The organism is Burkholderia sp. BCC1047, assembly GCF_902833155.1.
Lineage (GTDB): Bacteria > Pseudomonadota > Gammaproteobacteria > Burkholderiales > Burkholderiaceae > Burkholderia > Burkholderia sola.
Window position 1 is genome coordinate 1 of record NZ_CADFEH010000005.1, and the last position, 25,976, is coordinate 25,976.

Annotated in this window: 28 protein-coding genes and 1 pseudogene; 14 read left to right on the top strand and 15 right to left on the bottom strand. The window is 62.9% G+C overall.

All coding sequences use genetic code 11. The annotated features are described in order from the left end of the window. The 3 genes and pseudogenes from HWX55_RS07310 to HWX55_RS07320 all read left to right on the top strand — a co-directional run. Positions 1-483 (top strand): annotated as a pseudogene (locus tag HWX55_RS07310) (glycosyltransferase 36 associated protein); the annotation flags it as partial. 161 nt (positions 484-644) lie between these two features. Continuing rightward, the gene (locus HWX55_RS07315) at positions 645-863 is read left to right on the top strand and encodes a glycine zipper 2TM domain-containing protein (protein ID WP_078041939.1); all 219 of its coding nucleotides are present in this window, start codon (positions 645-647) and stop codon (positions 861-863) included. A gap of 92 nt (positions 864-955) precedes the next feature. Continuing rightward, a complete protein-coding gene (locus HWX55_RS07320) occupies positions 956-2,137 on the top strand; it encodes a fatty acid desaturase (protein ID WP_175975108.1) in 1,182 nt (393 codons plus the stop codon). 64 nt (positions 2,138-2,201) lie between these two features. On the opposite strand, the gene HWX55_RS36055 is transcribed toward HWX55_RS07320, so the two are convergent. Further along, positions 2,202-2,381, bottom strand: coding sequence for a hypothetical protein (locus tag HWX55_RS36055; protein WP_146254754.1), 180 nt, complete (start codon positions 2,379-2,381; stop codon positions 2,202-2,204). A gap of 66 nt (positions 2,382-2,447) precedes the next feature. Next, positions 2,448-2,720 (bottom strand): hypothetical protein, encoded by a 273-nt coding sequence (locus HWX55_RS07325; RefSeq protein WP_078041820.1) that lies wholly within the window; start codon positions 2,718-2,720, stop codon positions 2,448-2,450. 123 nt (positions 2,721-2,843) lie between these two features. On the opposite strand from HWX55_RS07325, the gene HWX55_RS36060 reads away from it, so the two are divergent. Both HWX55_RS36060 and HWX55_RS07335 read left to right on the top strand, forming a co-directional pair. Further along, a complete protein-coding gene (locus HWX55_RS36060; protein WP_244140516.1) occupies positions 2,844-3,191 on the top strand; it encodes a hypothetical protein in 348 nt (115 codons plus the stop codon). Positions 3,192-3,261: 70 nt separating this feature from the next. Continuing rightward, positions 3,262-3,597: a hypothetical protein gene (locus tag HWX55_RS07335; RefSeq protein ID WP_078041938.1), complete on the top strand. Its 336-nt coding sequence runs from the start codon at positions 3,262-3,264 to the stop codon at positions 3,595-3,597. Between the two features lie 111 nt (positions 3,598-3,708). Here HWX55_RS07335 and HWX55_RS07340 read toward each other — a convergent pair whose 3' ends face one another. Next, on the bottom strand, positions 3,709-3,885 hold the full coding sequence (locus HWX55_RS07340; protein ID WP_078041937.1) for a CsbD family protein: 177 nt from the start codon (positions 3,883-3,885) through the stop codon (positions 3,709-3,711). A gap of 425 nt (positions 3,886-4,310) precedes the next feature. Between HWX55_RS07340 and HWX55_RS07345 the strand changes: the two genes are divergently transcribed. Next, a complete protein-coding gene (locus tag HWX55_RS07345; RefSeq protein WP_006413561.1) occupies positions 4,311-4,457 on the top strand; it encodes a DUF3096 domain-containing protein in 147 nt (48 codons plus the stop codon). A gap of 344 nt (positions 4,458-4,801) precedes the next feature. After that, entirely contained in the window at positions 4,802-4,960 is a 159-nt protein-coding gene (locus tag HWX55_RS07350) for a DUF3309 family protein (RefSeq protein ID WP_078041817.1), read from the top strand. Between the two features lie 132 nt (positions 4,961-5,092). Here HWX55_RS07350 and HWX55_RS07355 read toward each other — a convergent pair whose 3' ends face one another. After that, positions 5,093-6,382 (bottom strand): cation:proton antiporter, encoded by a 1,290-nt coding sequence (locus HWX55_RS07355; protein ID WP_175975110.1) that lies wholly within the window; start codon positions 6,380-6,382, stop codon positions 5,093-5,095. A gap of 628 nt (positions 6,383-7,010) precedes the next feature. Here HWX55_RS07355 and pgm point away from each other — a divergent pair. Further along, complete coding sequence (gene pgm / locus HWX55_RS07360) at positions 7,011-8,687, top strand: phosphoglucomutase (alpha-D-glucose-1,6-bisphosphate-dependent) (protein ID WP_175975303.1); 1,677 nt, start codon at positions 7,011-7,013, stop codon at positions 8,685-8,687. A 23-nt stretch (positions 8,688-8,710) separates the two neighbouring features. On the opposite strand, the gene tkt is transcribed toward pgm, so the two are convergent. From tkt to HWX55_RS07380, 4 genes are all read right to left on the bottom strand, one after another. Next, positions 8,711-10,786, bottom strand: a complete 2,076-nt coding sequence (gene tkt, locus HWX55_RS07365) for a transketolase (protein WP_175975112.1) — start codon at positions 10,784-10,786, stop codon at positions 8,711-8,713. Between the two features lie 81 nt (positions 10,787-10,867). Beyond that, on the bottom strand, positions 10,868-11,653 hold the full coding sequence (locus HWX55_RS07370; protein WP_175975114.1) for a PRC-barrel domain-containing protein: 786 nt from the start codon (positions 11,651-11,653) through the stop codon (positions 10,868-10,870). A gap of 323 nt (positions 11,654-11,976) precedes the next feature. After that, positions 11,977-12,291, bottom strand: a complete 315-nt coding sequence (locus HWX55_RS07375; protein WP_006413595.1) for a hypothetical protein — start codon at positions 12,289-12,291, stop codon at positions 11,977-11,979. A 26-nt stretch (positions 12,292-12,317) separates the two neighbouring features. Next, a complete protein-coding gene (locus tag HWX55_RS07380) occupies positions 12,318-12,806 on the bottom strand; it encodes a Spy/CpxP family protein refolding chaperone (RefSeq protein WP_006413580.1) in 489 nt (162 codons plus the stop codon). Between HWX55_RS07380 and HWX55_RS36065 the strand changes: the two genes are divergently transcribed. Next, positions 12,805-13,275, top strand: coding sequence for a hypothetical protein (locus HWX55_RS36065; RefSeq protein WP_226128592.1), 471 nt, complete (start codon positions 12,805-12,807; stop codon positions 13,273-13,275). The genes HWX55_RS07380 and HWX55_RS36065 overlap by 2 nt on opposite strands. A 244-nt stretch (positions 13,276-13,519) precedes the next feature. Continuing rightward, positions 13,520-13,948 (top strand): PRC-barrel domain-containing protein, encoded by a 429-nt coding sequence (locus tag HWX55_RS07390; RefSeq protein WP_043280788.1) that lies wholly within the window; start codon positions 13,520-13,522, stop codon positions 13,946-13,948. Between the two features lie 13 nt (positions 13,949-13,961). Here the strand turns inward: HWX55_RS07390 and HWX55_RS07395 are convergent, their stop codons facing one another. The 6 genes from HWX55_RS07395 to HWX55_RS07420 all read right to left on the bottom strand — a co-directional run bounded on the left by HWX55_RS07395 (position 13,962) and on the right by HWX55_RS07420 (position 20,473). Further along, positions 13,962-14,681, bottom strand: a complete 720-nt coding sequence (locus HWX55_RS07395) for a Crp/Fnr family transcriptional regulator (protein ID WP_175975115.1) — start codon at positions 14,679-14,681, stop codon at positions 13,962-13,964. A gap of 462 nt (positions 14,682-15,143) precedes the next feature. Beyond that, positions 15,144-15,731 (bottom strand): YSC84-related protein, encoded by a 588-nt coding sequence (locus HWX55_RS07400; RefSeq protein ID WP_175975304.1) that lies wholly within the window; start codon positions 15,729-15,731, stop codon positions 15,144-15,146. Positions 15,732-16,577: 846 nt separating this feature from the next. Further along, a complete protein-coding gene (locus HWX55_RS07405; protein WP_006413590.1) occupies positions 16,578-17,129 on the bottom strand; it encodes a DUF1003 domain-containing protein in 552 nt (183 codons plus the stop codon). Positions 17,130-17,304: 175 nt separating this feature from the next. Next, the gene (locus HWX55_RS07410; RefSeq protein ID WP_105752586.1) at positions 17,305-17,703 is read right to left on the bottom strand and encodes a hypothetical protein; all 399 of its coding nucleotides are present in this window, start codon (positions 17,701-17,703) and stop codon (positions 17,305-17,307) included. A gap of 71 nt (positions 17,704-17,774) precedes the next feature. Then, on the bottom strand, positions 17,775-18,257 hold the full coding sequence (locus HWX55_RS07415) for a Spy/CpxP family protein refolding chaperone (protein WP_208101909.1): 483 nt from the start codon (positions 18,255-18,257) through the stop codon (positions 17,775-17,777). Positions 18,258-18,475: 218 nt separating this feature from the next. Beyond that, positions 18,476-20,473, bottom strand: a complete 1,998-nt coding sequence (locus HWX55_RS07420) for an AI-2E family transporter (RefSeq protein WP_175975118.1) — start codon at positions 20,471-20,473, stop codon at positions 18,476-18,478. 599 nt (positions 20,474-21,072) lie between these two features. Here HWX55_RS07420 and HWX55_RS07425 point away from each other — a divergent pair. The 4 genes from HWX55_RS07425 to HWX55_RS07440 all read left to right on the top strand — a co-directional run bounded on the left by HWX55_RS07425 (position 21,073) and on the right by HWX55_RS07440 (position 23,883). Next, entirely contained in the window at positions 21,073-21,228 is a 156-nt protein-coding gene (locus HWX55_RS07425; RefSeq protein WP_006413558.1) for a DUF3309 family protein, read from the top strand. A gap of 124 nt (positions 21,229-21,352) precedes the next feature. Then, the gene (locus HWX55_RS07430) at positions 21,353-21,916 is read left to right on the top strand and encodes a hypothetical protein (RefSeq protein WP_226128594.1); all 564 of its coding nucleotides are present in this window, start codon (positions 21,353-21,355) and stop codon (positions 21,914-21,916) included. Between the two features lie 298 nt (positions 21,917-22,214). Further along, positions 22,215-22,838, top strand: a complete 624-nt coding sequence (locus HWX55_RS07435) for a BON domain-containing protein (RefSeq protein ID WP_198174603.1) — start codon at positions 22,215-22,217, stop codon at positions 22,836-22,838. 592 nt (positions 22,839-23,430) lie between these two features. Continuing rightward, the gene (locus HWX55_RS07440) at positions 23,431-23,883 is read left to right on the top strand and encodes a type II toxin-antitoxin system HicB family antitoxin (protein ID WP_175854040.1); all 453 of its coding nucleotides are present in this window, start codon (positions 23,431-23,433) and stop codon (positions 23,881-23,883) included. 1,019 nt (positions 23,884-24,902) lie between these two features. Here HWX55_RS07440 and HWX55_RS07445 read toward each other — a convergent pair. Next, a complete protein-coding gene (locus tag HWX55_RS07445) occupies positions 24,903-25,958 on the bottom strand; it encodes an NAD(P)/FAD-dependent oxidoreductase (protein WP_006413564.1) in 1,056 nt (351 codons plus the stop codon). Positions 25,959-25,976: the final 18 nt, after the last annotated feature.

The following is a 25,976-nucleotide window of genomic DNA, read 5'->3' on the forward strand; positions in this document are numbered from 1 at the left end:
GCGCAAATGGGCGACGGCGATCGCGCTGCGAATCTGTTCGCGCTGCTCAATCCGGTCAATCGGAGCCGCACGCGTAGCGGCGCGAATCGCTATCGGGTCGAGCCGTACGTGGTCGCGGCCGACGTATATTCCGTCGCGCCGCATGTCGGCCGGGGCGGATGGACCTGGTACACCGGCTCGGCGGGCTGGCTGTATCGTGCGGGCGTCGAAGGGCTGCTCGGCCTGCGCAGGCATGGCGACATGCTGTTGATTCAGCCGTGCATCCCGCGATCCTGGCCGGGTTTCAGGGCCACTCTGCGTCACGGGGCGTCGCACTACGACATCGTCGTCGAAAATCCGGGCGGCGCCAGCGGCGGCGTCGCCCGCCTCGTGGTCGATGGCGTGCGGCTCGCCGCCGGCGAAGCGGCGGTGCGGCTCGTGGACGACGGTCGCCGCCACAGCGTGGTCGTGACGCTGGGGGCAGCGCAAGCGGTGCTTCCGTGAGACGGCAGGTCGGCATCCGGGCCGGTACGTTAGCGGACGGACTGCGCGCGATTTACCTCCCATCATGAACTGACGTTTCGAATTCCATCGAGACGTCAGCGCATGGGCTTCCGTGCGTCGTGCCGGATCGGACGGCGCCGCGGCAACCCAAGGAGATGATCATGAGAAAGCTACATTCCGTGGCAGTCGAGATGGCGATAGTCACCATGACGATTGCCGTGCTGGCGGGTTGCGGCGGTATGTCTCGCCGCGGAACGGATACCGTGATCGGGGCGGGTGTCGGCGGTGTTGCCGGTGCAGTCCTGACGGGCGGCAGTGCATTGGGCACGGTTGGCGGCGCGGCCGTCGGCGGCGTTGTCGGCAATCAGGTCGGGAAGTAGGTCGGCCGGCCGAAGGGTAGGGAATCGGCACGCGCACCCGCCGTCACGGCGAAGCGCGCGCGGATACGTGCGTGGCACGGAGTGCGACCGGTATGTCGGCATTTCTCCTGAACGGCGAGCTGAGGCTGTCCTGGTGGCAGCTTGCGTGGGTCGTGCTCGTGCTCACGCATGTCACCATCATCAGCGTGACGGTGTACCTGCACCGTTGTCAGGCGCACCGGGCGCTGGATCTGCACCCGGGCGTCAGTCACTTCCTTCGGTTCTGGCTGTGGTTGACGACGGGCATGCTGACCAAGCAGTGGGTCGCCATGCATCGCAAGCATCACGCGAGGAGCGAGACCCCGGAAGATCCGCATAGCCCGCGAACCCGTGACCTCGCGACCGTGCTGCTCCGCGGCGCGGAACTGTACCGCGCGGAAGTGCGCAACGAGGAGACGCTACGCCGATATGGGTCGGCTACCCCGGACGACTGGCTCGAACGCCACGTCTATGCGCGCTATCCGAATCTCGGCGTCGGGCTGCTGGTCGTGATCGACGTCGGGCTGTTCGGGCTGCCCGGCGTGTCGGCGTGGGCGATCCAGATGATGTGGATTCCGTTCTGGGCCGGCGGCGTGATCAACGGTTGCGGCCACTTCAATGGTTATCGGAATTTCGCGACGCCCGATGCGAGTACTAACCTCTTCCCGCTGGGCATCCTGATCGGCGGAGAAAAGTTGCACAACAATCACCACGCATACGTGACGTCCGCCATACTGTCGAACCGATGGTTTGAATTCGACATCGGCTGGCTGTACATTCGCCTCCTGGCGGCATTGAAACTGGCGACCATTCGGCGAGTCGCGACGAAACCGCGCCTGCTCGCGGACAAGGCCGTGGTCGACGACGCGACGCTGCAAGCGATCATCCGCAACCGGCATGCGGTAATGGCCGCCTATGCGCGCATGCTCGAGCCCGCCTGCCGGCGGGAGCTGCGCCGCATCAAGAACATGAGCCGCGACGACAAGCGCGTGTTCGCGCTTGGCATGAAACGCTGGCTGCGCCAGACCTGGGGCCATCGGGACAAGCCCGATCTGCGGGCGCTGACGAGCCCCAATGCCAACCGGCGAACGCGCGTGTACGTCGACATGTACGAGGCGTTGCTCGAGCTATGGACGTGGTCGCACGCATCGCACGAGCAACTGCTGGCTCAGTTGCAGGATTGGTGCCGTTGCGCGGAGCAGAGCGGTATCGACGCGATCGCCGATTTCTCGATCCGCCTGCGCCACTATGCGTGACCCCGGCCCGCCCGCGACCTGCGATGCGGGACCGGCGTGCCACGGCGCGCGGCGCATGCGCCGCTCATCTCGCGCGATTGTCGGGACGCGAGTAACGCCACTTGCTCGCATTGGAATTGATGCCGGCATCCTGACGGATGCGCTTTTCGGCGCGTTCGACGTCGGCACGGGCCAGATCGTCCCGCTGCTTTTTCCGGGTCGCGTCATCGCGTCGGTCAACCGACGTGCCTGAGTGGGATTTCATAGATCCTCCTGAATGAGGTGTGCTCGCGTCGCGAGACGCCGCGTCGAGTCGGATGCGGCGGACGGATCAGATCGCCTGAGGGGCGATCTTGCCATCCACGATGTCCTTGCCGAATTGCATCGCCAGTTCGAGTGCGAGCGCCGCCGTTTGCGGAGCGCCGTGCTCGAAAATGGTCGAGTAACGCGGTGCCGTTGCCGAGGTCGCCGGAATCGTGTCGATGCGCACGATTGAAGCAAAACGCTTCGGGCCGGGGGCGTGGGGATCGCCGAACGGCGGGAAAAGCATTTGTGAATAGACGCGGAGTTCACGTCCGCGATATTCGAGAGTGGGGATGGTCATGATTTGCTCCTGACAGAGCAACCGTTGGCGCCGAAGGATTCAAGGGCGCCGATGCCTTGACAAAAAACCGGCAGGTATGTTCAGTGTGCGCGCTTGACAATGGTTTCGCAAGAAAAACATCGGATGCCGAATCATATTTTCGATGCGGATAAATCATTGCGCTTCAATGCGGCAGTCACCTGCGGTGTCGGAAAAACCCGACTGCAAATAGTCGATACCGTACAGACCAACGCGTGTCGTTCGGTTCACGATGAAATAAACATCGAGGAGGCTGCCATGTGCATCCCACTTTCACCCGAGGTCGTCGAGACCCTCAAGTCGCTTGATCGAATTCCGGATTCCCAAGCCAATATTCCGCGCTCCATAGCCAATGAACTATTGACTCACGGGCTTGCATACGAGTCGCGCACCGGCGGCTCCATCCATATGACGTCAGCAGGCCGGCTGTGGCTGAATCGGTGCGCGTATTAGCGCGCACGGGTTGATCAGACGGGACCGGAGTTTTGTCCTGTACAACGATCCATGAATCCATGAGGCAATGATGAAAATCTCATCTACACGATGGTTTAAGCTGGACCAATATGCGCCTGTTCGCAACGGATGGTATGAAGTGCGACTGGTGAGCGGCGACACGGCATTTGCGAAGTTCGGCGACGGCGAATGGACCGAAAAGCCGATGCTCATCTTTACGCGCTGGCGAGGCTTGTGCTCCGATCCGGCCAAGTCGAGCGACCAGGAGACGATTGCCGCGGATGCGACCGCAGCGAAAGGTGTCCGGGACGCGTGGGACGCGTTCTTTCCCGGCGTGGGAGACGAGCAGCACAAACCGCTTGCCGCCGCGCATGGCGACGACACCCGACGCGTTGCGGCATCGTGACGGTCGGCTGGGAAACGGATCTCGCCGGATGCGGACGTGTGCCATCACCACCGGCGAGTCCGCCGCACGTTGCCCGATCGCGCGGCGCTTCGGACGGTTCGCGCGAACACCCTACGGCCGCCGCTTGAATTGCGCTTTCGCGTCGCCGAATGACGCTTGTGTCTTGCCGACGACCTGCTCGACTTTGCCCTGCATTCGGGTCGTTCGATTTCCCATGATCCTGCCGACCATTTCCTTCAGCTTGCCTTTTGCTTCCGCGATGCGGCCTCTCACCTGATCCCTGTTCATCACACTGCTCCTTGACATGGGTCGCCTGTTTCACCGGTACGACACCCCGAACCATCGAGGCGTCGTATCGGGCGCTTCGGCGCGGGACAACCAAGCCGCCCGAACACATGTTGCGCGCAATCGCGACGAAGGTCGGTACGTTGCCGTACGCGAATCGGCGCCGGCGTGCCGCCTGATGCATGCGGGCGGCGATTGGGTCGATCGCCGCGAAGATGGGGGGCATGTGATCATGCTTTGCGCGCTTGGTACGCTTTCGTACCGCATTCGCATTCGCCTGTGTGTAGCGTCAGGGATATCCACGAACAACCTGAGGCGCATCATGCTGCGACGAACATCGAAGGTCATCAGGCTCGAGTCGCTGTAACCGGCGGCGAAGGCAGGGCGGCTTTGTATCCCTGTGTTGTTTTCAATCTTGCGGAGGGCGTATGCACATTCTCACGAGCGCGGGCCCACTGGTTTCGCTGATCGCCGGCATCCTGATTCTTGTGGTGCCCCGTCTGTTGAATTACATCGTGGCGATCTACCTGATCGTCATCGGGTTGCTCGGGCTGTTCGGAGGACATCTCCACTGAACCGGGCCCCACGAAACAGCGGGTGACGAGCCTCGCACGCGGCACCCGCGATAGCTCGCCTGCGTCCGGTACGTTGCCGGACAGACTCCCCGCCCGCGTCCGTCTACGTTGATATCGAAAGCGTCGATGCACGTCCCGAACCGGGTGCATCGAGCACGCGTCCGCATGACGGAGCGGGATGACTGACATCCCGGCGACTCGGGCATTCGAGAGGCGGCGCCGCCCATTTCGACGCGGGAGCGCACGGGCGCAGATCGACGGAAACATCGGTTCGATTGCATTCGGCAGCCATCGGTGCGCACGCATCGCGACATGGCCGGCCGGATTGATCGAGGAGAGACGACATGTCACTGGGACTTCTTCTACTGATCGTTGTCGTGCTGTTGATGGTCGGGGTGATCCCGACCTGGCGCTACAGCAACGGCTGGGGTTATGGTCCAAGCGGATTGCTGGGCTTGGTATTGATCGTATTGCTCATCATGATGCTGCTGGGCAGGCTGTGACGCGGGACATCATCGACGCTGCAGGTTCATCGAAAGACCGCCGCCCGGCACCGTGAGTGTCGGGTGTGGCATCGCACCGAACCGAACCGTTCTACCAACACATGCACCGTGCCACTGCGCCCACCACGGATCTCATGCAAAGCGGCGCATGAGCGGCGTGGCCGACATGCCGTGCAGCACGATCGACACGGCGATGATGGTCAGTACCCACGGAACCAGCGGCAACAATTCCGCGCGCGGCCCTTGCTCGATTGCCAGCATCAAGTAATACAGGGAACCCACGCCGCGAATGCCGAACCAGCTGATCAACCGGCGCTGGTGGCGAGACGCCCGGGAGCCGATCAGCGCGAGCCGGGTGGCGGCCGGCCGGATGACGAACAGCAGTGTCGCGACCACGGCCGCGCCCGTCCAGGTCTGCATGTCGGCCCAATAGCGGGACACGAGCGCGCCGATCAACAGGATCAGCACGGCTTCGGCGATGTGTTCAAGCTCGATCGTGAATCTCATGACCGATTCCGCGACGAAGGCATGGGCTTTGTCGGGATCGGTGGCGGTGGCCTCGACATCCTCGCTGTCCACGACGCCGACCGTCTCCTTCGACGTCTTCCGGCCGCTCGTTCGATGCTCGACGCGCCGCATCGCGACGCCCGCGGCGAACACGGCCAGGAACCCGTAGCCATGAATGGCGAGCGCCACGCCGTACGACAGCATGATCAGGCCCAGCGCGAAGAACCCTTCGAGGCCGAGCGCCTGTCCGTGACGACTGCGCAGGAATGCGACGAGCCGGGCGGTGACGAAGCCGAGCAGCCAGCCGGCGCCCACACCGGACGCGATGCCCCATGCAATGCCGCCGGCCATGCTCCAGTGGAGCGCCGACGTCGTGCCGGACCCGCACACAAGCAGGCCGAGCACCGCGCACGGGTAGGCCGTGCCGTCGTTGATCCCGCCTTCGCCGGACAACGAAAAGCGCACCAGTTCGACGTCACCCGCGTCGCGCACGCCGACGTCATGAGCGAGCACCGGGTCCGTCGGCGCGATCATCGCGCCCAGCAGTACCGCCACGCCGATGCTCAAATGCAGCACCAGCACGCCGAGCGCGGCGATCGACACGACAGTGAAGATCATCGCGACGACGCCAAGCCGCAGCGGCAGCATCCAGCGGGGATCGGCGGGCGGGACACGCAGCCTCAAGCCGATCGCGAACAGCGAGATCAGCAAGCCGATTTCGGCGGCGAAACGCAAGCGCGTGACGTCATCCGGCAAGGTCATCGACAGCAAGCCGGTGCCGGCCGGTCCGACCAGAAAGCCGATCCCGAGATACACCATGGCCGCGCTCAGCGGCAGGCGCTCGAGCGACGATCCGATGAGTCCCATGGCAATCAGCAGGGCTCCGAAGATGAGGCATCCGATCGTTTCAGTCACTTTGCATACCCAGCATGGATAACGTGACGCTCGGGCCGCCTGTCGGCGCGGGAGCGTCACGGGATGGCGATGCGCCGGTCGTACCACGTTCGCAGCGAGCCGGTCCGGCGTCTGTCCGATGGCGGACAAAGGACCGGGCACGACCATTGCGATCGCAGCGACGCGCGCCTGCGGCTGACGCGGTTGGGAAGGCCTACCCGAAGCGGCACGCATGCGATGTACGGTAGCGGGCAGAGCGGCGCGGTGCTTCGTCATAGACTGTTCGCCGTTCCTCACGACAATCGGAGCATGGCCATGGCCCACCCAGCAATCGAGGGAGACCTGCGTTCACTCGAACGACTCATTGCACGCGTCGCGCCTGGTGAGCCTGTGCCATGGGCACTGTGGCGAATCCGGCTGGAATCGATTCTGGAAGACGGCTGTCCGACGCCGTCGGAACGCACGCAGTTCGTCAGCATCATCGCCCTTATCGTCATGCTCGAGCGTCGAGCGGGCACGCCGGCCACGCATTGAGCCTGGCCGGCGTGCCGGCAGTCATGGCCCATGCGCGAACGAGAGTGGGGCTGTGCCCCATACAGGAGGCAGGTTGAAACCCACGACATCCGACCCGCCGGTCGCGCCGGCCGCGATGCCCGTCAGTCCGCTGGCGGGCCGGCTCGCGCCATACGCGCTGTGGATCGACGTCCCCCGCCTCGTGACCGCGTACTACACCGATATGCCGGACCCGGCCGTCCCGGCGCAACGCGTGACGTTCGGCACGTCGGGACACCGGGGCTCCGCGTCGACCCGCAGCTTCAACGAGTGGCACGTCCTCGCGATCGCGCAGGCGATCTGCCGGTATCGACGTTCGCACGGCATCGACGGTCCGTTGTTTCTCGGCATCGATACGCACGCACTGTCCGAACCGGCGCAGGCGAGCGTGCTTGAAGTACTGGCTGCCAATGGCGTCGAGGTCATGCTGGCGCCGCCGGGCGAATACACACCCACGCCGGCCGTTTCGCGCGCGATCCTGAAGTACAACCACGGACGCAGTGCCGGGCTCGCCGACGGCATCGTGGTGACGCCGTCGCACAATCCCCCGGACAACGGCGGCATCAAGTACAACCCGGCGACCGGCGGCCCGGCCGAGGAGGCCGTCACCCGCTGGATCGAAACGGTGGCGAACGATCTGCTCGAAGCGGGGCTCGCGGGGGTGAGCCGCGTCTCGTTGTCGAAGGCATCGAATGCCGCCACGACGCACCGCTACGACTTCCTCGCGGCGTATGTCGACGACCTGGCGAGCGTCATCGACATGGACCTTCTGCGCGGCGCGCCGATCCGGCTCGGCGTCGATCCGCTCGGCGGCGCCAGGGTGCACTACTGGCGCGCGATTGCCGAGCGTTACCGCTTGAATCTCGTGATCGTCAGCGAGGAAGTCGACCCGACTTTTCGCTTCATGAGCGTCGACTGGGACGGACGGATCCGCATGGATCCGTCGTCGCCGTATGCGATGCAGACCCTGATCGCGCGGAAAGACCGCTTCGACGTCGCGTTCGCGTGCGACACCGACCACGACCGGCACGGGATCGTCACGCGGAGCGACGGTCTCTTGCCGCCCAATCACTATCTCGCGGTGCTCGTCGATTATCTGTACGCGCATCGGCCGGGGTGGCCCGCGCGCGCGGCGGTCGGCAAGTCGGTCGTCTGCAGCGGGATGATCGATCGTGTCGCCCGCGCACGCGCTCGCGAAGTCTACGAAGTACCCGTCGGCTTCAAATGGTTCGTCGGCGGCTTGCTCGACGGCACGCTGGGGTTCGCCGGCGAGGAGAGTGCGGGGGCCACGTGCCTGCAGCTCGACGGGCAACCCTGGACGACCGACAAGGACGGCATCGTTCCCGCGTTGCTGTCTGCCGAAATCATGACGCGAACCGGCCGCGATCCGGCGGAGCTTTACCGCGGTCTGGCGCACCGATTCGGCGCGCCCGCCGAACGGCGGGTACAGGCCGCGGCCACACGCGAGCAGCGCGCACTGCTGGCGCGGCTGACGCCGCATCAGTTCACGCACACCGAACTGGCGGGAGAAGCGATCGTCCGGATACTCGATCGGGCGCCGGGCAATCGGGCCGCGATCGGCGGCATCAAGGTGATGACGGAACACGGCTGGTTCGTGGCCCGGCCATCCGGTACCGAGGATCTCTACCGGATCTATGCGGAAAGCTTCAACGGCGAGGAGCACGTGGCGAGCATCGTGGCCGATGCCCAGTCGATGGTCGACGCGGTGCTCGAAGCCGGTACGCACCATGCCGGCGGCGGCCCGCACGCCTGATACGCGCACGGGCCGGCTGCGGCTCAGGCGAGCAGTTTCAGTGCGCGGTCGCAGACGTTCTCGACTGTGAAGCCGAAATCGCGCATCAACTCGGCGCCCGGCGCCGACGCGCCGAAACCCGCGACGCCGAGCACGTCGCCGCGATCGCCGACATAGCGGTGCCAGCCTTGCGATACGCCCGCTTCGATCGCCAGCCGCGCGCCGACCGACTTCGGCAGCACGGCGTCCTGATACGGCTGGGGCTGGGCGTCGAACAATCTCCAGCAGGGCAGCGACACCACCCGAACCGCCACGCCGCGCGCGAGCAGCTCTGCGTGCGCCGCCAGCGCGAGCGCGACTTCCGAGCCCGTCGCGATCAGGATCAGCGTGGGGCGGCCCTCGGGCGCATCGGCCAAGACGTAGCCGCCGCGCCGCAACCCCTCGGCCGGCGCGAACCGCAAGCGATCGATGGTCGGCACGTCCTGGCGGGTCAGAACCAGCGCGGTCGGCCGCTCCCGGGCTTCGAGCGCCACCCGCCACGCGACGGCCGTCTCGTTGGCATCGGCCGGTCGAATCACCAGCAGGCCCGGGATCGCACGCAGGCCGGCAAGCTGCTCCACCGGCTGATGCGTCGCACCGTCCTCGCCGACGGCGAGGCTGTCGTGCGTGAACACATAGATCACCTGCAGGCGCATCAACGCGGCGAGCCGGATCGGCGGACGCATGTAGTCGGAAAAGATCAGGAAGGTCGCGCCGAACGGCAGGATGCCGCCGTGAGCCGCCAGGCCGTTCAGGATCGCGCCCATCGCATGCTCGCGCACACCGAAATGCAGATTGCGGCCGCCGCGGCTCCAGCCGCCGCCGTCGGAACCTTGCCGGTCGAGCGCGCTCATGCCGGCAGCCTCGAAATCGCCGAGCCCGGTCAGCGCAGTGAAGGTCGAGGGATTCAGATCGGCGGAGCCGCCGACCAGCGACGGGACGCGGGAGGCAAGGGCATTCAGTACCTCTCCGGAAGCAACCCGCGTCGCCATGCCTTTCGGATCGGCCGGGAAAACCGGGATATCGCGGTCCCACCGGTCGGGCAGCGTGCCGCGCACCGTGTTCAGCAGCGCGTCGGCCAGCTCGGGAAACGCGCGCGCATACGCTGCGAACCGCGCGTTCCAATGATCTTCCCGTGCGCGCCCCTCCGTCAGCGCGCGACGAAAATGCGCGAGCGCCGATGCGGGGATATGAAACGCGGGGTCGGGCGGCCAGCCGAGGTTGTGCTTGGTCAGGCGCACCTCGGCGTCACCGAGCGGCGATCCGTGCGCCTGGTAGGTGTCTTGGCGATTGGGTGAGCCGTAGCCGAGATGCGTGCGCACGAGGATCAACGACGGACGCAGTGGCTCGGCACGTGCGTTGACCAGCGCCGCGTCGATGGCGGCCAGATCGTTGCCGTCGTCGACCGTTTCGGTATGCCAGCCGTAGGCGTCGAACCGTCGCGCGCGATCTTCGGTGAAGGTGAGGGACGTGCCGGCCGACAGCGTGACCCGATTGTCGTCGTACAGACAGATCAGCTTGCCGAGCTGGAGATGGCCGGCAAGCGATGCGGCCTCCGCTGCGACGCCTTCCATCAGGTCGCCGTCGCTGACGAGCGCGTAGGTGTGGTGATCCACAATCTCGAAGCCGGGGCGGTTGTAGCGTGCAGCGAGATGCGCTTCGGCCATCGCCATCCCGACGGCGTTGGCGAAGCCCTGGCCGAGCGGACCGGTCGTCGTCTCGACACCCGGCGTGAGGCCGCGCTCCGGATGACCGGGCGTGAGGCTGCCCGACTGCCGGAACCGCTCGATCTGATCGAGCGGCAGATCGTAGCCGGTCAGGTGAAGCAGGCTGTACAACAGCATCGAACCATGTCCGGCCGACAGGATGAAGCGATCGCGATCGAGCCACGCCGGATTGGCGGGATGATGCTTGAGATGGCGCATCCACAACACATAGGCCATCGGCGCGGCGCCGAGCGGCAAACCTGGATGGCCGCTCGCCGCTTTCTGCACGGCATCGATCGACAGGAAGCGCAGCGTGTTGATGCACAGCGCATCGAGTGCCGAACCTTCTATTGACGGGAAATCGGTTGAGGTCATGCAACTGCTCCCTGGCGTCCGGTCATGCGATATCCCGCACGGGATCGTGGTGGCGTTGGTTAACCATTGCGCGGATCTGCGTTATCGGTCTCCGGACCAATAGCCGTGCTTGCCGTAGAACTCATGCAATGCGATCTCGTAGCTGCGATGAACGAGCTGCGAGTCGTCGTATCGAGGGCTTCGGCGGATTGCGTCGCGCGTGAGCGTGGCCGATACCGTTTCCGTGGGCCAGTCCACCTGGTCGAGCCAGTGCGTCGCGATCAGCACTTCGTTGCCGGTCGACCACCAGCTCGACGTGTCGATCGCCAGATAGCGGATCACCCACGCTTCATCGTCGTAAATGAAGTCGGATACGTGACCGATATGTCCGTCCGTGGCTTCGAGCCGATATCCGTCGACCTCGCCGGTGCTGCGCAGATGCGTATCCGCCGCTGCACTGGCCGGCGCGGTGTGCGAGAACAGCGGATTGCCCGCGTCGGGGTCCTGCGAAGGCCCGGCGGGATCGAAAGCCGGGTACGCGCCCATCCCCCAAAGGTTCGGGCCGCCCCAGTAAGTCGGGTAGTCGTAGTAACGCAGGTACTCGATTTCGTGCTGACGCGATACCGGCTTGTGCGTGTCCAGATTCGGGCTGTCTCTCACCTGCTGTTGCGTGAGGCTGACGTACAGCGTGCGGGTTTCGGGATCGGCGTGCGTGACGGAATACGGCGAGATCAGCACCTGCCTGTCGTGCAGCCAGTCGCCCGTCTCGACGACGAGGTAACGGATGCACCAGTTGTCGTCGTCGAAGTAGGCCTGGTGGATGTGCCCGATATCGCCGTCCTTCGCTCGAACCGTGTCTCCGTGCAACCTTCGGATGCTTCGCAACATGATGTCCTCGCCAGAGCGATGCTCGGCACTTCGGTGATCCGGCCGACCTGCCTGCCGTGCGGTGGCATCCAGCCGTTCGTCCGCCGATGCGGAGCGATTCCTGCCGAGCGCGTCCACTCGGATAGCCGGCATGTTTGAGACGCTACACGCGGCGGCTAGCCGATGCGGTACGAAACCGTACAAAGCGCGCACGAGGGGGAACCGTCCGTCCCGGCATGTCGCGACACATCCTCTCGAGCATCGTCATCAGGATCACGAAGCAGTGAGGGTCGCCACAGCCACGTGCCGCCGGGTGTACCCGTCCGCTGGACAGGATTCGTACGTTAACGCAGCCGCAGGGGGATGAACAGCGAGACGCCGGGCGCCGGTGCCGGCTCGTAAACCATCGGAGGCGCGGCATAAGCGTCATCCTCGCCATCGTAATAGCCGTCGCCTCCATGCCGGTGATGGTCGTAGTGGCGACCGCCCTGATGCGTCATGCGCGCGTGATTGCCCTTGTCCCAGCCGTGATTCATTCTCTCCGCATGCAACTGCGGTGCAACGACAAGGCAGCCGAACGCAACGATCATGCCGACGAGCCGCATGCCTGATCTCGGCGCCATCGTGTTTCGACGTGCGTGTCCGACAGAAACGTCCATCATGTTCTCCTGGGTACGATCCGGAACTATTGTTTCTTGATCAGGTGGTGACCGTTGCCACGGAAAATCGCGTCCGCGTTCTGCTTTTGCGTATCGGACATGCTGTCGTACAGCGGCTGAAATGCCGTGGTCAGTTTTTTGATGCCTTCGGCGTGCACGTTGGCGACTTGGCCGTAGGAATGAAGATCGTCCATCGCGCTCATGTCGTTCGCGTGATCGCTACGTGCCTTCCTGAGCGATTCCATCGCGTTCGCGTTATCGCGCATGACCTGCGAGACCCGCTGCCACAGGGATTCCTGGGCAGGCGTGATGCCAAGGCGCTGGTGCAGGCTGTTGATGCGCCCGTCGACCGACTTTTGAGCCGCCACGGTCATGACGTGGGGTGGTGCGTGATCCGGTGCGGGGCCGGCAGCATTCGAGAGTGGGGCGAAGACGGCTGAGCCGAGGGCGACTGTCACCGCCACGGCGAACGCGCCGGCAATCTGTCGGGGGAGGGCGAGAAGAGCGAGTTTCATGGTGGATCCTGATGAAAAATCGGGAAGGAGTCGACGTCTCGCGACTCATCCGGCCGGCAGCCCAGCTATACGCGGGGTGTGCGGGCTCAGTCTGTCCGATGCCGGACGGTTTGCCGGTGTGCGTGGCTGTTTCGCCATGCCCGGCGTTGTGCGGCGGATCACGTTCGCGCCGGACGGAATGTTCGGATCGGGTCTATGCTGGCGTCGTGACCGGAGGCGTTTCACGCTGGCGGCCCAGCTGAATCAGGCGCGGCCCGATCCGACCATTACCTCCATGGAGGCGGTTATGCGCAGCAGATATCGAGAGCAGCATACGAACGGCGGCAAGAGCGAACGCAATGTCGACGAGGCGGTGGAGGGGACATTCCCCGCCAGCGATCCGCCGTCGATCGGCGGTGTCACGAGGATGATCTCCCGCCCGGCCCATCGAAAGCATCATCGGAAGTCGTCACACATCAAGCACCGCTAGCGCAGGGGCAGCGCCCTGCGCGACCACGAAGCATCGAGTCGTCGCCGGTATCCGGCGATATCGATAAGCGCGGCGGAATCGGTCGGCGCACCGGCGAGCCGATATTCCCGGTGTACCCGGGTACGGAACCGTACCGACTTCCGATGCCGGTGCGCGCAGCGTTTTCTCGTGCGTCGAGTGCCGCTTTCGATGTCGAGGCCGTGCACGAGACGGATATTCCCGGAACTTGTCCAAGGAGGACATCATGAGGATGCTCCACACCCCCGATCGATCCGGGGATGACAGCAACGGGGGCAAGCTCGTCGAACGCGATGCCGGCGATGAACCCGCTCATATGGTGACAACCGCGGATGTCCTGAAGGGCAGCAAGATCATCGCGTCGGACGGTGAGGACATCGGCAATGTTTTCGGCATTGTGCTCGATTTGCACCACGGCAGAATTGCCTACGCGGTGGCGTCCAGCGGCGGCACGGGCGAGATGCTTTGCGCCATTCCGTGGAGCGCGATGAAATACGATGTCGGCGACAAATGTTTCCATCTGGATGTGGCCGCCGCGCATGTCAAAAGCACCCCAGGCTTCGACGACGAGCACTGGCCGGTGATGACGCAATTGCAGTGGGGATTGTCGCTTCACCAGTACTACAACCGGGCGCCTTACTGGGTCGTCGGATAAGGCGTAGTGGCGGCTAGAGTCGCTTCAGATCGGGAAGCAGGCGGTCGAATTCGCGCTTGACCACGCTGTAGCATTCGCACACGCGCTTTTCGAGCCCGGGTCGGTCCAGCACCTCGATATGGCCGTAGTTGTAGCGGATGAGGCCCGCGTCCTGCAGCTTCAATGCTGCTTCCGTCACGCCCGACCTGCGCACGCCCAGCATGTTGGCGATCAGTTCCTGCGTCATGCGCAACTGGTTCGACGGCAGGCGGTCGAGGCTGAGCAGCAGCCAGCGACACAGCTGTTGATCGATCGAGTGATGCCGGTTGCATACCGCAGTCTGCGCCATCTGCGTGATGAGCGCCTGAGTATAGCGCAACAACAGGCGCTGCATCGCGTTGCCGCGCCGGAATTCCTCCTTCAGGATGCTCGCGTCGAGCCGGTAGGCCTGCCCCGCGCTTTGCACGACGGCGCGACTCGGCGTCGTTTCGCCGCCCATGAACAGCGACACGCCGATCATGCCTTCATGGCCGACGATCGCGATTTCCGCGGACGAGCCATCCTCCATCACATACAGCAGCGACACGATCGACGTGGTCGGAAAATAGACGTGATGAAGCTGGCCGCCCGACTCGTACAGCACCGTTCCCAACGGCATCTCGACAAGCGTCAGGTGTGTGGCAAGGTGGGCACGCTCGTTCTCCGGCAGCGCAGCTAACAGGTGATTTTCGGTAAGGGGCGGGTTGTCCTGCATGCGTGGCTCCTACGCTTGCGCCCGGCTGACGAACGAGAATCCGACCGATGTGGGCGCTGCGGGAATCGGCGGACGGGGCCAACCATCATATCTTACCGATCCGACGACCAGGCGGGACAGTGGCGGCAATGTGTCCCTTTTCTCGACGAATTAGGGATGACCGTTCGAATGCGGATCTACCTTCAAAAATTATAGTGCCGACACGTGTCTCATCAAGGTGCACGGAGTCGCGCGTGCGCGATGCGGAACCGATATTTCACGGAGCAGTTGACGGGAAATCGATCGCGGTCGGCAGGCCTGAGCGGTGTCGACCGCGGAAGGATGAGCCGCGATGATGCGCGCGCGTCCGCTCCGTTGCCGGACAGGCGCCACACGAGCACGGTTACGCGCCGTTCAGGCGAGTCGAATTCAGATCCGCCGCCGCGTCCTCAGGGCGCCGCGTCTGCCGGCTCACGCTGGGCACTACAGTGTCTTCAGCTTCGAGATCTTCGTTCCTTCAAGCGTCACACCCGCCATCAACCCGCTGTTCGTCAGCACGAATGCTTCGATCGGCGCGGTCGCGGTGCTGGTGTCGACATTGCCGTTCGCACCAGCTTTCAGGACTGCAACTGATGCGTCGCCGCCTGCCGACCAGCCTTCGCTGCTACGGAACCGATTAAGCGCGTCCTCGGTCATGAACAGGAAAATGATGGCTTTCGATTGTGCGCCGATCTGCGGCCCGATCGAGCCGGTCGTGGTGCTGTAGTACCCGACGGTGCTGCCGGCCACGCGCAGCGAGCCTTCACCATACTGACCGCCGATCCAGAAGCCGGCCGCGATGACCGACGGGAACACCAGCACGCCACGCGCCTTGCCGACGAGTTCATGCGAGCCGTTGGCGCTGGAGTAAAGACGTGCGAGGGTCGAGTCGACACCCGCATCGATGGTGTGGCGTTTATCGGTCTGGTGGCCGCTGGCGTCGGACGTTCCGGTCATCGTGCAACCCGAAACCGCGAGGGAAACAGCCAGGATCGATCCCGGCGTACCCCATAGAAATGTTCGTCGTAGCATCATCGTCTCCTGATTGTTGCCCGAGCTTTCGAGGCTACGTCAGGACGGCCACGGATGCGGTACGACAGCGTACAAAGGCGCAACATCCGCGTTGTCCCGCGTCGCGTTCGGCTTCGCGGCACGTGCAGCGTGTGCGGGTGAATGTCGGTCGATGCCACGCAACCGGTCCGTCTCCGCAAGCGTCCTTCACCGTACAGACACGCCATCTCGTTGTCGGGACGATGTCCTCTGCAACCATCCGTTCGTTCGTGCGTGACCTGTACACGCACATCGACGTGGTTCACGTCAGCGGTGAATGATTCCGTCATTCGTCTCCGGTCGATCAAACGAAGCAACGTGCCTGGATGCGACTGGCAAGGAGAGCAACATGCGTGCGTCTGTCTATGTCTGTCTTGCGGCTATTGCAACCGTGCTTGCCGGATGCCTTTGGGTACCCGGTGAGGGCTATCGCGGCGATCGAAACGGGGGGTATGGCGGTGCGTATGGCGGCGGTCACGAAAGCGGATGGAATCGAGGCGACACTTCGCGCGACCACATGAATCATTCCGGGCGTTCCGATGACCAGGGGCCGCATGGGGCAGGGCAACGGGAAGGATGGTAGGTCGGGGCTGCGGCCATCACATGAAAACAGCGTCCTTCCGGTGCGCTTCATCATGACCGATGCCGCGGCTTCGTAACGCACACGTCACCGTGTCGAAGTTCGCCTGTCATATCCCGTTGTACGGCGATTCTCCCAAACAGATCGATCGGAGGAAACGACCGGCAGTCGCCATAGATGGCCGGGCCGCGTCGTTCGCCATTCGATCGCGTAGTTTCGCGAAGCTGGCGACCCGGGTACCCCATTGCTCACGTCCTGCCAGACTCGAGCAGGTTCTTCAGCGCCGCCATCTGTTCCTTCTGCATGTTCAGCAATTCAGTCCATTGCTCCTCGCGCAACCCGTCCAATTTTTCATGGAGCAACATGATCTCGAGTTCGGCCTTCAGATTGATTTCGTAATCGTGTTCGGCAGAGACCCGGTCCTTGTATGACTGCCGGTTCTGCGCCATCAGGATAATGGGTGCCTGGATAGCTGCCAGCATCGAGAGAAACAGGTTGAGCAGGATATACGGGTAAGGATCGAAGGTCTTGCTGTACGTTGCCAGAATCAGCGAATTCAGACTGACCCAGACGACCATGACGACGACAAAGCACGTGATGAATATCCACGACCCGCCGAAGGCGGCAACGGCATCTGCCGCGCGCTGGCCGCGCGTTGCCGCTTCCTCCAGTTCTTTCGTGGAGTCTCTCGCTATGCGCTTTCGTTCCGAAACGAGACGTGCAACATTCTTCGAGCGCTCGTCCAATGATTCATAGGGTACGCCAAAGAATTTTTCGGCAAGCTCCGCAGGTTTATGCATGTTGCCCTCCGCGCGGTCGCGCAATCCGAACAGAATGGAATCGCAATAAAGTCACGGCAAAAGGCTGGTTGCGCAGTAATCGCGAAGCAAAGAAACCGAGACAGGCCGAACAGCGGTCTCTCCCGGCTTCGTTGCCATCCGACCCAGCAGACAAAGCCCCGTGCGATTCCGCACCCTACCGGAATCGGAGCGGTATGAACAGGCTGACGCCTGGCGCCGACTGCGGGGCATAGACCACGGGTGGTGGCGCATACACATAGTCCCGGTTGTCGTAGTAGTCGCCGCGACGGTAGTCATTGCCCGGATTTCGATAAACCTGCCGATTGCCGTGATCCCACTGATGCCCGTGGTTCTGCCAATAACCGTTACCCGTGCGATGCTTTGGTTGGCTTTGGTAATGCTGATAGCCGTCATTCGCGCCATGCTGCTGTTGGTTATCGTAGTAGTTGCCGTAGTCTGCGCCGAAAGCCGGCCCCATGGACATGCCGCCAATGGCCAAGGTCAAGCTGACCGTCGTCATGATTCTGGTCATCATCGAGCCGATGAACGCGGTGCGTACTTCTGGGGTTTTCATGATGTTCTCCTGTCTGAGATCCGGGACCTGAATGCGGCACCGGTCCGTTTCCCGCTGCGGGTGTCTCGAAATCACCCCTTCTTTGCGGAGCGGTGATGGTCAGTCCGGAAGATCAGATCGGCATTCTTCTTCTGGGCGTCGGACATGCTGTCGTACAGCGCCTGAAACGCGGGAGTGAGTTTTTTGATGCCGTCCGCATGGGCGTCGGCGACCTGGCCATAGGACTTGAGATCGTCGACGGCGCTCATGCTGTTGGCATGACTGGTTCGAGCCTGTCTGAGCGAGTCCATCGTGCCCGCATTGTCGCGCATGACCTGCGCGACCTTGTGCCAAAGTTCTTCCTGCGCCGCGGTGATCTGAAGCCTGTCGTGAAGGTTATTGATGCGCGTATCGATCTGGTCGTGGGTCGCAACGGTCTTCGCGCTTGCAGGTGCTTGAGTCTGCACGGGGGAGGCAGCGCTCGCAGGATTGGCGAATGCCGTTATCGCGAGAAAAACCGCTATCGCGAGCGCCGGTGCAGTTCGCGGTCGGGATGGAGGGGCAATGAGTCTCATGATCGATCTCCAAAGGAATTCGATGGACTCACGAAGGGATTGCCGTCATTGCGAGCGAGTTCGATCGAATGGATCATCTGTGCGCCGACGCCCGACCGACGTCTGTCCGGTGCCGGACGCTTGCGCGCTGGCGTTGCACTACCGAATCGCCGGCGTAGCGCGCGACCCGACGCGAAGACTGGCGCTTGCGCTGCAAATGCAACAGCCACATGCCCTTGTCACCGTATGCCCGTTACGGCTGCAACGCCGTTAGGCTTCGGCTCGGAGCCGAACGCGCTTGCCGTGCCGGTCGAGACAATGCATGCGTTGACCATATCCCGGACCGAAGTGGCATAGTGATCGGCGCCGATCGCACTCCGGAGATCCTCGGGCCATTGACCGGTATCGCCTGCCGGCCAGAGGCCGACGACGATCAGCGCGTCCGGCAAGCGCTGCCGCACGCGTCGCAAAAGGTAACGCAGGTGCGACGGGATTCCATTGATGGCTAGATAAAAAATGCACACTATCGTCACTGCGGTGACGTCCAGACCGTCGATCCGGACGCGCGAGGCCGCGTCATGGTTGACCACCCGACAATCGAGATCGTGCTTGCCGAGAAGCTGAACGAGAATGGCCGATGCCAACTCGTCGAGCGCCCCCCGGCCTGCTATGCAAAGGACCTGATTGTCGGCATGCCGAACCGGGCGAGCTTCGATGCCGGGCGAAGAAGCGTTCCGAGCCGGTTGGCACGATACCTTTTGTCCGGCAGCAGGCGCAGCCGGTGCGCCCCAGTCGGCCGCTGCTGCATCGGTAGCCGGATCGGTGTCTGCGAAACCATCCAGGCCCTCGATGAGGTCGTTGACCGTGGTCTCGATTCGCGCCAGTTGTGCCGGCGTTACGCCGCCGCGCAAGACATCGTCCGCCGCAAGCTGCAAGCCCTTGAGAACGATTTCATCGTAATAGGAGGACAGCGGCCGGTCGCGAAGCAGTATCCTGGCTTGCTCTACTGCGTCATCGGGGTCGCCGGCGAGCGCTCGCTGGTAGAAATTTTCGACTGGAGACAGCGCGGGCTGGTCGCCAAGCAGCACGTCGAGAAATTCGAGCCGCGTAACATGGCGACCGAGGACCAGCAGGCAAAGTGTCAGCGGAGTGGACAGGATGAGCCCGATTGGCCCCCATATCCAGCTCCAGAAAATCGCAGCGACGACGACCGAAAACGGGGAAAGGCCGGTGCTATGGCCGTACAGCAGTGGCTCGACGGCCTGACCGGCCAGCAGCTCGACGGTCACGAAAAGCACCAGCGACCAGATCGCCATCGACCACTCCGGACTGACGGCTGCGGCTAGTGCGGTAGCCAGAATGGCGGAGATCCAGATTCCGACGTAGGGGACAAGACGCAACAGCGCGGCCAGAATCCCCCACAGCACCGGACTGGGTACGCCAATGATGAACAGCCCGGTCCCGATCACGACGCCCACGCCCGCATTCAAGCCGAGTTGCGAAACGAAATATCGACTGAGGCGCCGCGCGGCTTCGTCCATTGCGGTGGTGGTCCGATGGAGATCTCTCGAACCGAACAAGCGGATAGCCCGGTCCCGAAGATCATCGCGCTGCAACAGAATGACGATGGTGACGACAAATACGATGAAGGCTGTCTCGAGTGGACTGACGACGGGAGACAGTATGCGCCGTGCAAGCTGGAATGGTGTCTGGGCCGGCTCGCGCACCTCGACGGGAAGCGCCGCAGGCGGTTGGGTGCCGGACGAGGATGAGGAAGATTCGCGTATCGTTTTCGGCTGATCGACGGTTGCCCGTTGAAGCGCCTGACCGGCGGTACCCGCCAGCTGGTTCAATTTTCCAACCGTGAGCCCATGCACGACAGAGATCTTCTTGTCGATCGTCGCCTGATAACGGGGGATGCCGACAGCGAGGTCCGTGATCTGGGTGGCGATTATCCCCCCAAGCACGACGATCACCGAGACCGACATCGTCACCGCAAGGAGAACCGAGGCCACGTGGCCAAGCTTGATGCGGCCAAGAAGATTGGCGAGGGGAGCGACCAGGAAGCTGAGCAGAATCGCCAGCGTGAACGGGATCAGGATCTCGCGCGCAAAATAGAGCGCGGCGATGACCGTGACGCCAACGGCAAGCGTAATCAAACCCTGCACGCTGGGTGTTTCAGGAGGCTCGATGCGCGCTGCTGGCCTCGCGGGGCGCAATTCCTTGAAATCGAACATGACGGCTAACGCCTGCGATATCGTCCATTCTGATGGGTGCTTTCGGCGCGGATGCGTCCCATGCAGGCCGAAAAAACTCGACTTGCCAACCCAACCCCATTGGCGATCGGCCCGTCGATTCAGACACTGCGACGGGCGATCGACGCGTTGCGTCAGCGATCACTCTCGTGCATGTCACGCGGCGCGGCGTGGCGGGAACGATGAAAGTAAAACGGGACGATACGTATCGAACGCGATAAAACAGACACTTCGAGTGTACGGCCTACGTTGCTCGCAGTCTGGATTGAAGTCGGTACGGTGCCGTACCCGGGACACAGTCATGCCAGGGCACGCTGACGACGCAAAGAGTCGAGTTCGCTGCGGCGTTCCCGATCCCGGGGCGGCAAAACGGATATCTCGATGTCCTCCACCGTACCGACTGCGTGGCTGATCGATGTCAATTTCACTTTGCCGGGCAGGTTTCTCACTCACATTGCAGATGTCCAACGGCATCAAATTGAACTGTGCGGCGATACCTCTCGCAAGGCCCGGAAGGTTCCGGGTCCCAAGCGCGGGCGGCGACGGGTTCGTCGAAACACTGAGTCGAAAGGAGAAGGCCCATGTTGGGAACAATATTGATCGTCGTGCTGGTGCTCGTATTGATCGGTGCGATACCGACCTGGCCGCACAGCCGTTCGTGGGGCTATATGCCCAGCGGCTTGCTGGGCGTGGTGCTGCTCGTCGTAGTTGTGCTCCTCCTCCTGGGGCGGATATAGGAGGCTCGAGAATCCTGTCGGGAAAGGCCCCTTCGTGGATCATCGTTGCCGTACCGTTGCATCTCGAAACGGGTGGCCGCCGCGCATCCGTAAGACCGGGACGGCGCGCTTGCGGTTGCCGGGTATGACGCGGCAAGCGCCGCCTTGCGCAGATCGCCCGCAATCGATTCCGACGCAAGGCGGCCGGGCAGGTGGTACGGCTAACGAGCATGGAGGACTTATCCGGTCCGCGCAGACTGTCATGAGAAAAACACTCCTCAACGCGCTGGCCGCATGCTTTGCAGGCGGAGTCGGGCTCACCCCCGCGCCGAGCCAAGCCTATGCGCTGGACGCGCAGTTCGACTGCACCACCGACGCGCACGCGTTCATCGTGCGCCTGTTCAATCACGGCTATATCGATCGCGATCCGATGCGGGTCGAACAGAATTCGGTCAACGCGTTCCGGCCTACCCGCGACGCCGCGCTCACGGTGTTCGGCTTCAGCGTCTATGCCGTGTTCGCCTATGCGCAGTATGACGCGCTGTTCAGGCAGGGAACCGGTCGACCTCTGCCGGGTTCGATTTACGGCGTCGTCGTCAAGGCGCCGATCGATTCGGTCGAAGCACATTCTCGGTTAGCGGGCAGCAAGGCCGTCGCGCATCAGGTCATTCCGTTCATCCTCACTGCCGTCGTCTGTGCAAGGCCCTGAGACTGGCCGGTTCGAGCAAGTACGGAGGCCGCTCCGGTTCCGCGCGCCACGCGCGCGAGCAAACCGTCCGGCATCGGACAGACTGAGCCCGTACATCCCGTGCATAACTACGCGGCCGGACCGAGATTGGCGCGCAGCGATGCGATTCTGTCGTCACGAGATCCGCGAGGTTTTCGCCGCCCCCAAACGGGCTGCGGCATCGCTGCACATCGGATGCCGATTGACCCGTACGTTTCGATACCGGGATCGTGCACGTTGTTCAGATCAAGTCGTTCATACGACGCATTGGAGAAAGCTCATGAAAGGGATGTTGTCGAGTCATACATCGATCCGCACTGCACTGATTGCAGTCGGGCTGGTTGCCGGGTTGGGCATCGGCGCGGCGTGCCTCGCCGCCGGCGAAAGTTCGATGTCCAAAACTGCCAGCAGCGTTGGTACCGCGATCGACGACACCGCCATCACGACGAAGGTCAAAGCCAGGCTGATGGGTGAAGAGGGTCTCGGAAAATCCGATATCAGCGTCACCACCGTCGACGGCGTGGTCACACTCGACGGAACGGTAAGCAGCTTGCACGCGAAGTCGGTGGCCGAATCGGCGGCCCGGTCGGTCGACGGGGTTCAGCGTGTCAGTGACAACCTCGCGGTGCCGATGGATGCCGGCAAGCCGGCCAAACCTGGCGCCGTCGCGAAGACGGAGCGCGCGGTGTCCGATAGCTGGATCACCACCAAGGTCAAATCCAAGATTCTTTCGGACAGCGTCAGCAAGGGTTTCGATGTGAGCGTGATGACGACGCACGGCGTGGTGACGCTGAAAGGCTCGTTGGCGAGTCAGCACGCGATCGATCACGTCAGGAACATTGCCCGAAGCGTGAAGGGCGTCAGGCATGTGAATACTGGGGAGCTCGTTGTCGCGGGGAAATAGGCCTCCGGAGCAAGTTCGCTGTTTCACTGGTCGACCGTTCGTCCCGCTCGCAGAACATGCAACTGCAGCAAAGTCTCGAGGTTCACCGGCTGGGTCAGGTGATGGTCAAACCCCGCCTCGGCTGATCGTAGCCGATCGCCCGGTTGTCCATCGCCGGTGACGGCTATCAGCAGCGTGTTTCGAGTCGCTTCGGACTCCCGTAACTTCCGCGCGATCTCGGGAAGCCGCGTCTGATTCTGACGAGCGCTGAATTACTGCGGCGAGAATCCCTCAGTCCAGCGCGTTTCCTGCGCTAATGCGCCTTTGAGATCGAGCCTGGATAGGGTTCGGTGAAGATTTTCTCTTTTCGGGGGATGGGCAAAGATGGCTATCTAGCGTGCTCCCGATCGAGTTTCAGATCGGTACGGTGCCGGACCTGGATCGAACGCGTTGCACTTGTCTGGCAGGATAGCGCGGCATCGGGCGATCCGGTGAATGAACGGCGGGAGGACACCGCGAAACGTGTCCGGAAGACTGTACATCAGCGTACCGACTCGTCGAACCACCCCGATGCACGATGACGTTCGTCACATTCCTCTGTCGGGAGTGGCTCATGAAATATCCGATCTATATCACGCGGCACCGGAATCCCCGCTATCGCGGCGCGCTTCCGGACTTTCCCGAAGTCGATGTGGAGGGTGACTCGTATGGCGAGTTGCAGGCGGCCGCCGCGCAACGGGTCATGGCCCGGTATGACCGGTCCATGCGTCTCATTCCGCCGCCGACCACGGACATGTCGGCATTGCAAGCGTCGGAGGTCGATACCGGCGACGGGATCTGGCGGTTCTTCGACATCGACCTGACCCGAATGATTTCGAGTTCCGTGCGGATCGAGCTGTGCTTGCCGAAGCGCATCGTGCACGACATCGACCGGACCGCGAGCGGACTGCACACCACTCGCGATGCATTCGTTTCGATGGCGTGCGAGCACGCCACCGTCCGATCCGCGCAGCACGGTGGGGGGCGTGGCGAACCCGTCGCGAAATCGCTGTCGGGCCGGCGTTGATTTCAGCGTAATTCCCCAGTTAGACCGATCCAGACTGCATGCGGGGTTGCGGCATGCCCACGATAAATATTCTTTTAAGATCAAATGGTTGCTGTCTGGCTGATAAGCGGGGAATTACAGTGAAATCACGGGTGGCCCGGGAAGGCCGTGCGCGCCGCGACGCGCGCGAACATTCGCCAGCAGTGTCGATGAGAGAAGTGTCTCGCTTTCGCTCCGCCTAATCCGTATACCGTCGCGAGCCTCAAGCATATCGAAGAGTGCATCTGTCGGAGGTCTAACCAGCCGCGCGCTATGCAAGGCAGGGCACGCGCATCACTCTCGAGATCCCGGGCATACGCCTCGAGCGGCCGCGGGACTTCAGGGGAGCAGCGCGGTCGCCAAGGGCATGCTGCCACCGGGCACGGAGGCCGTCATCGGCGCGCCGCGCGTCGGATTCCGAAGTCTCCGGGGCAGCCTGAATGTTGCGCGCGGCCATGACTGTAGCGTGACCCCGGATCGTCGAATTCAAGAGGGCGTCTTGAGACTACTTATCCCCGAATTTTCCCTCGTCGATAAGCATGTGACAGTAGGCGTCGGAGGCGTCTCGCGCCAAGTCCTCGGAGATGAATGTGCCAGGCACATTCATCTCCGAAATCAAGGTTTCTGTAGTGCCGTTCCAATGACGCCGAAGAACGTCAATCGTGCTGCGCCACTGGCCATCCTGGCTGCAATTTGCAGAGACTCGATAGAAGTAGCCGCGATATGGCTTGAATCCGTCCAGGTCCATTGCTCCCCCCTCGATCACGCTGTGATGATCGTAGCACGCGACGGAGACTGGGATTGCAGGAAGCAGCAGAAGGGATATCGGAAGTGACCCGGAAAACTGGCGACTGCTCCATTAGAGCTGTTTCGTCGCTGTCGGCCTTGAAGCATTGGATTTGATTGTTTATTGTTTTAGAGACTGATCGTGGCGCACCCAGATCGGTCTACGTCGGTAACGTGCATCGGAATCAATGGGGACCCAATCCCGCGTGCCTTCGCTAGGGGTGAACGGCGGCCACGCGTTCGGCAAGCTTTGCGTCGTAGCTCGAGTGCACATGCACACGCTTCTTGTCGGGAAACGCATAAGCGTATGCCTTGCGCAGTGCGAGCGAAGCCTCATGAAACCCGGACAGGATCAGTTTTTGCTTGTTCGGGTAGCCCGCGATGTCACCTGCCGCGAAGATGCCAGGCCGTGAGCTTTCGTAATACGATGTGTCGACGACAATCCGTCCGGCCTGTACGGCGATCCCCCAGTTTGCGATCGAACCGAGATCCGCGACGAGTCCGTACAGCACGAGCAATTGATCTGTTTCGAGGCACACCGAGCCACCGATCTGGCGAACCTCGATCGATTCGAGCGCCCCCGCGCGCGCGTTCAATCCAGCAATCGTGCCGACCACGAAATCCATTTCACCTGCCGCGACCGCTTGATGCAATCGGGCGACGCTCGAGTCCGTTGCGCTGAAGCCGCTGCGTCGATGGACGAGCGTGACGTGCTGTGCGACCGAGCGCAGTGCCAGCGCCCAGTCGAGCGCGGAGTCGCCGCCCCCAGTGACCACGACGTTCTTTCCGGCAAGACCGTTCATGTCAGAGACGCTGTAATGGACACATCTGCCTTCAAGGCGTGTCGCCTCGTCGAGGGCCAGTCGCTGCGGCACGAATGCACCATTGCCGGCGGCAATCAGAATCGCCGCGGCGTCAAACGCATGCCCCTTGTCGGTGCGCGCAAGCCATCGGCCTTCCTCTAGCGGATCGACCGCCACGATACGGTGACCGAGATGCATCGGAGGATTGAAGGGCCGGCATTGTTCGATCAAGCGATCGACGAGATCACGCGCGGTGCACGACGGTATGGCAGGGATATCGTAGATCGGCTTGTCCGGATACAGTTCGATGCACTGGCCGCCGGGGCGCTCGATCCCGTCAACGATCCGGCATGAGAGTCCGATCACGCCTGCCTCGAACGCGGCGAACAGACCCACGGGACCTGCGCCAACGATCAGCACGTCAGTTCGTAAAGGATTCGAGGTCGACGAATTTTCCGGAGATGTCACCGGTATTCCTTAGAGGCC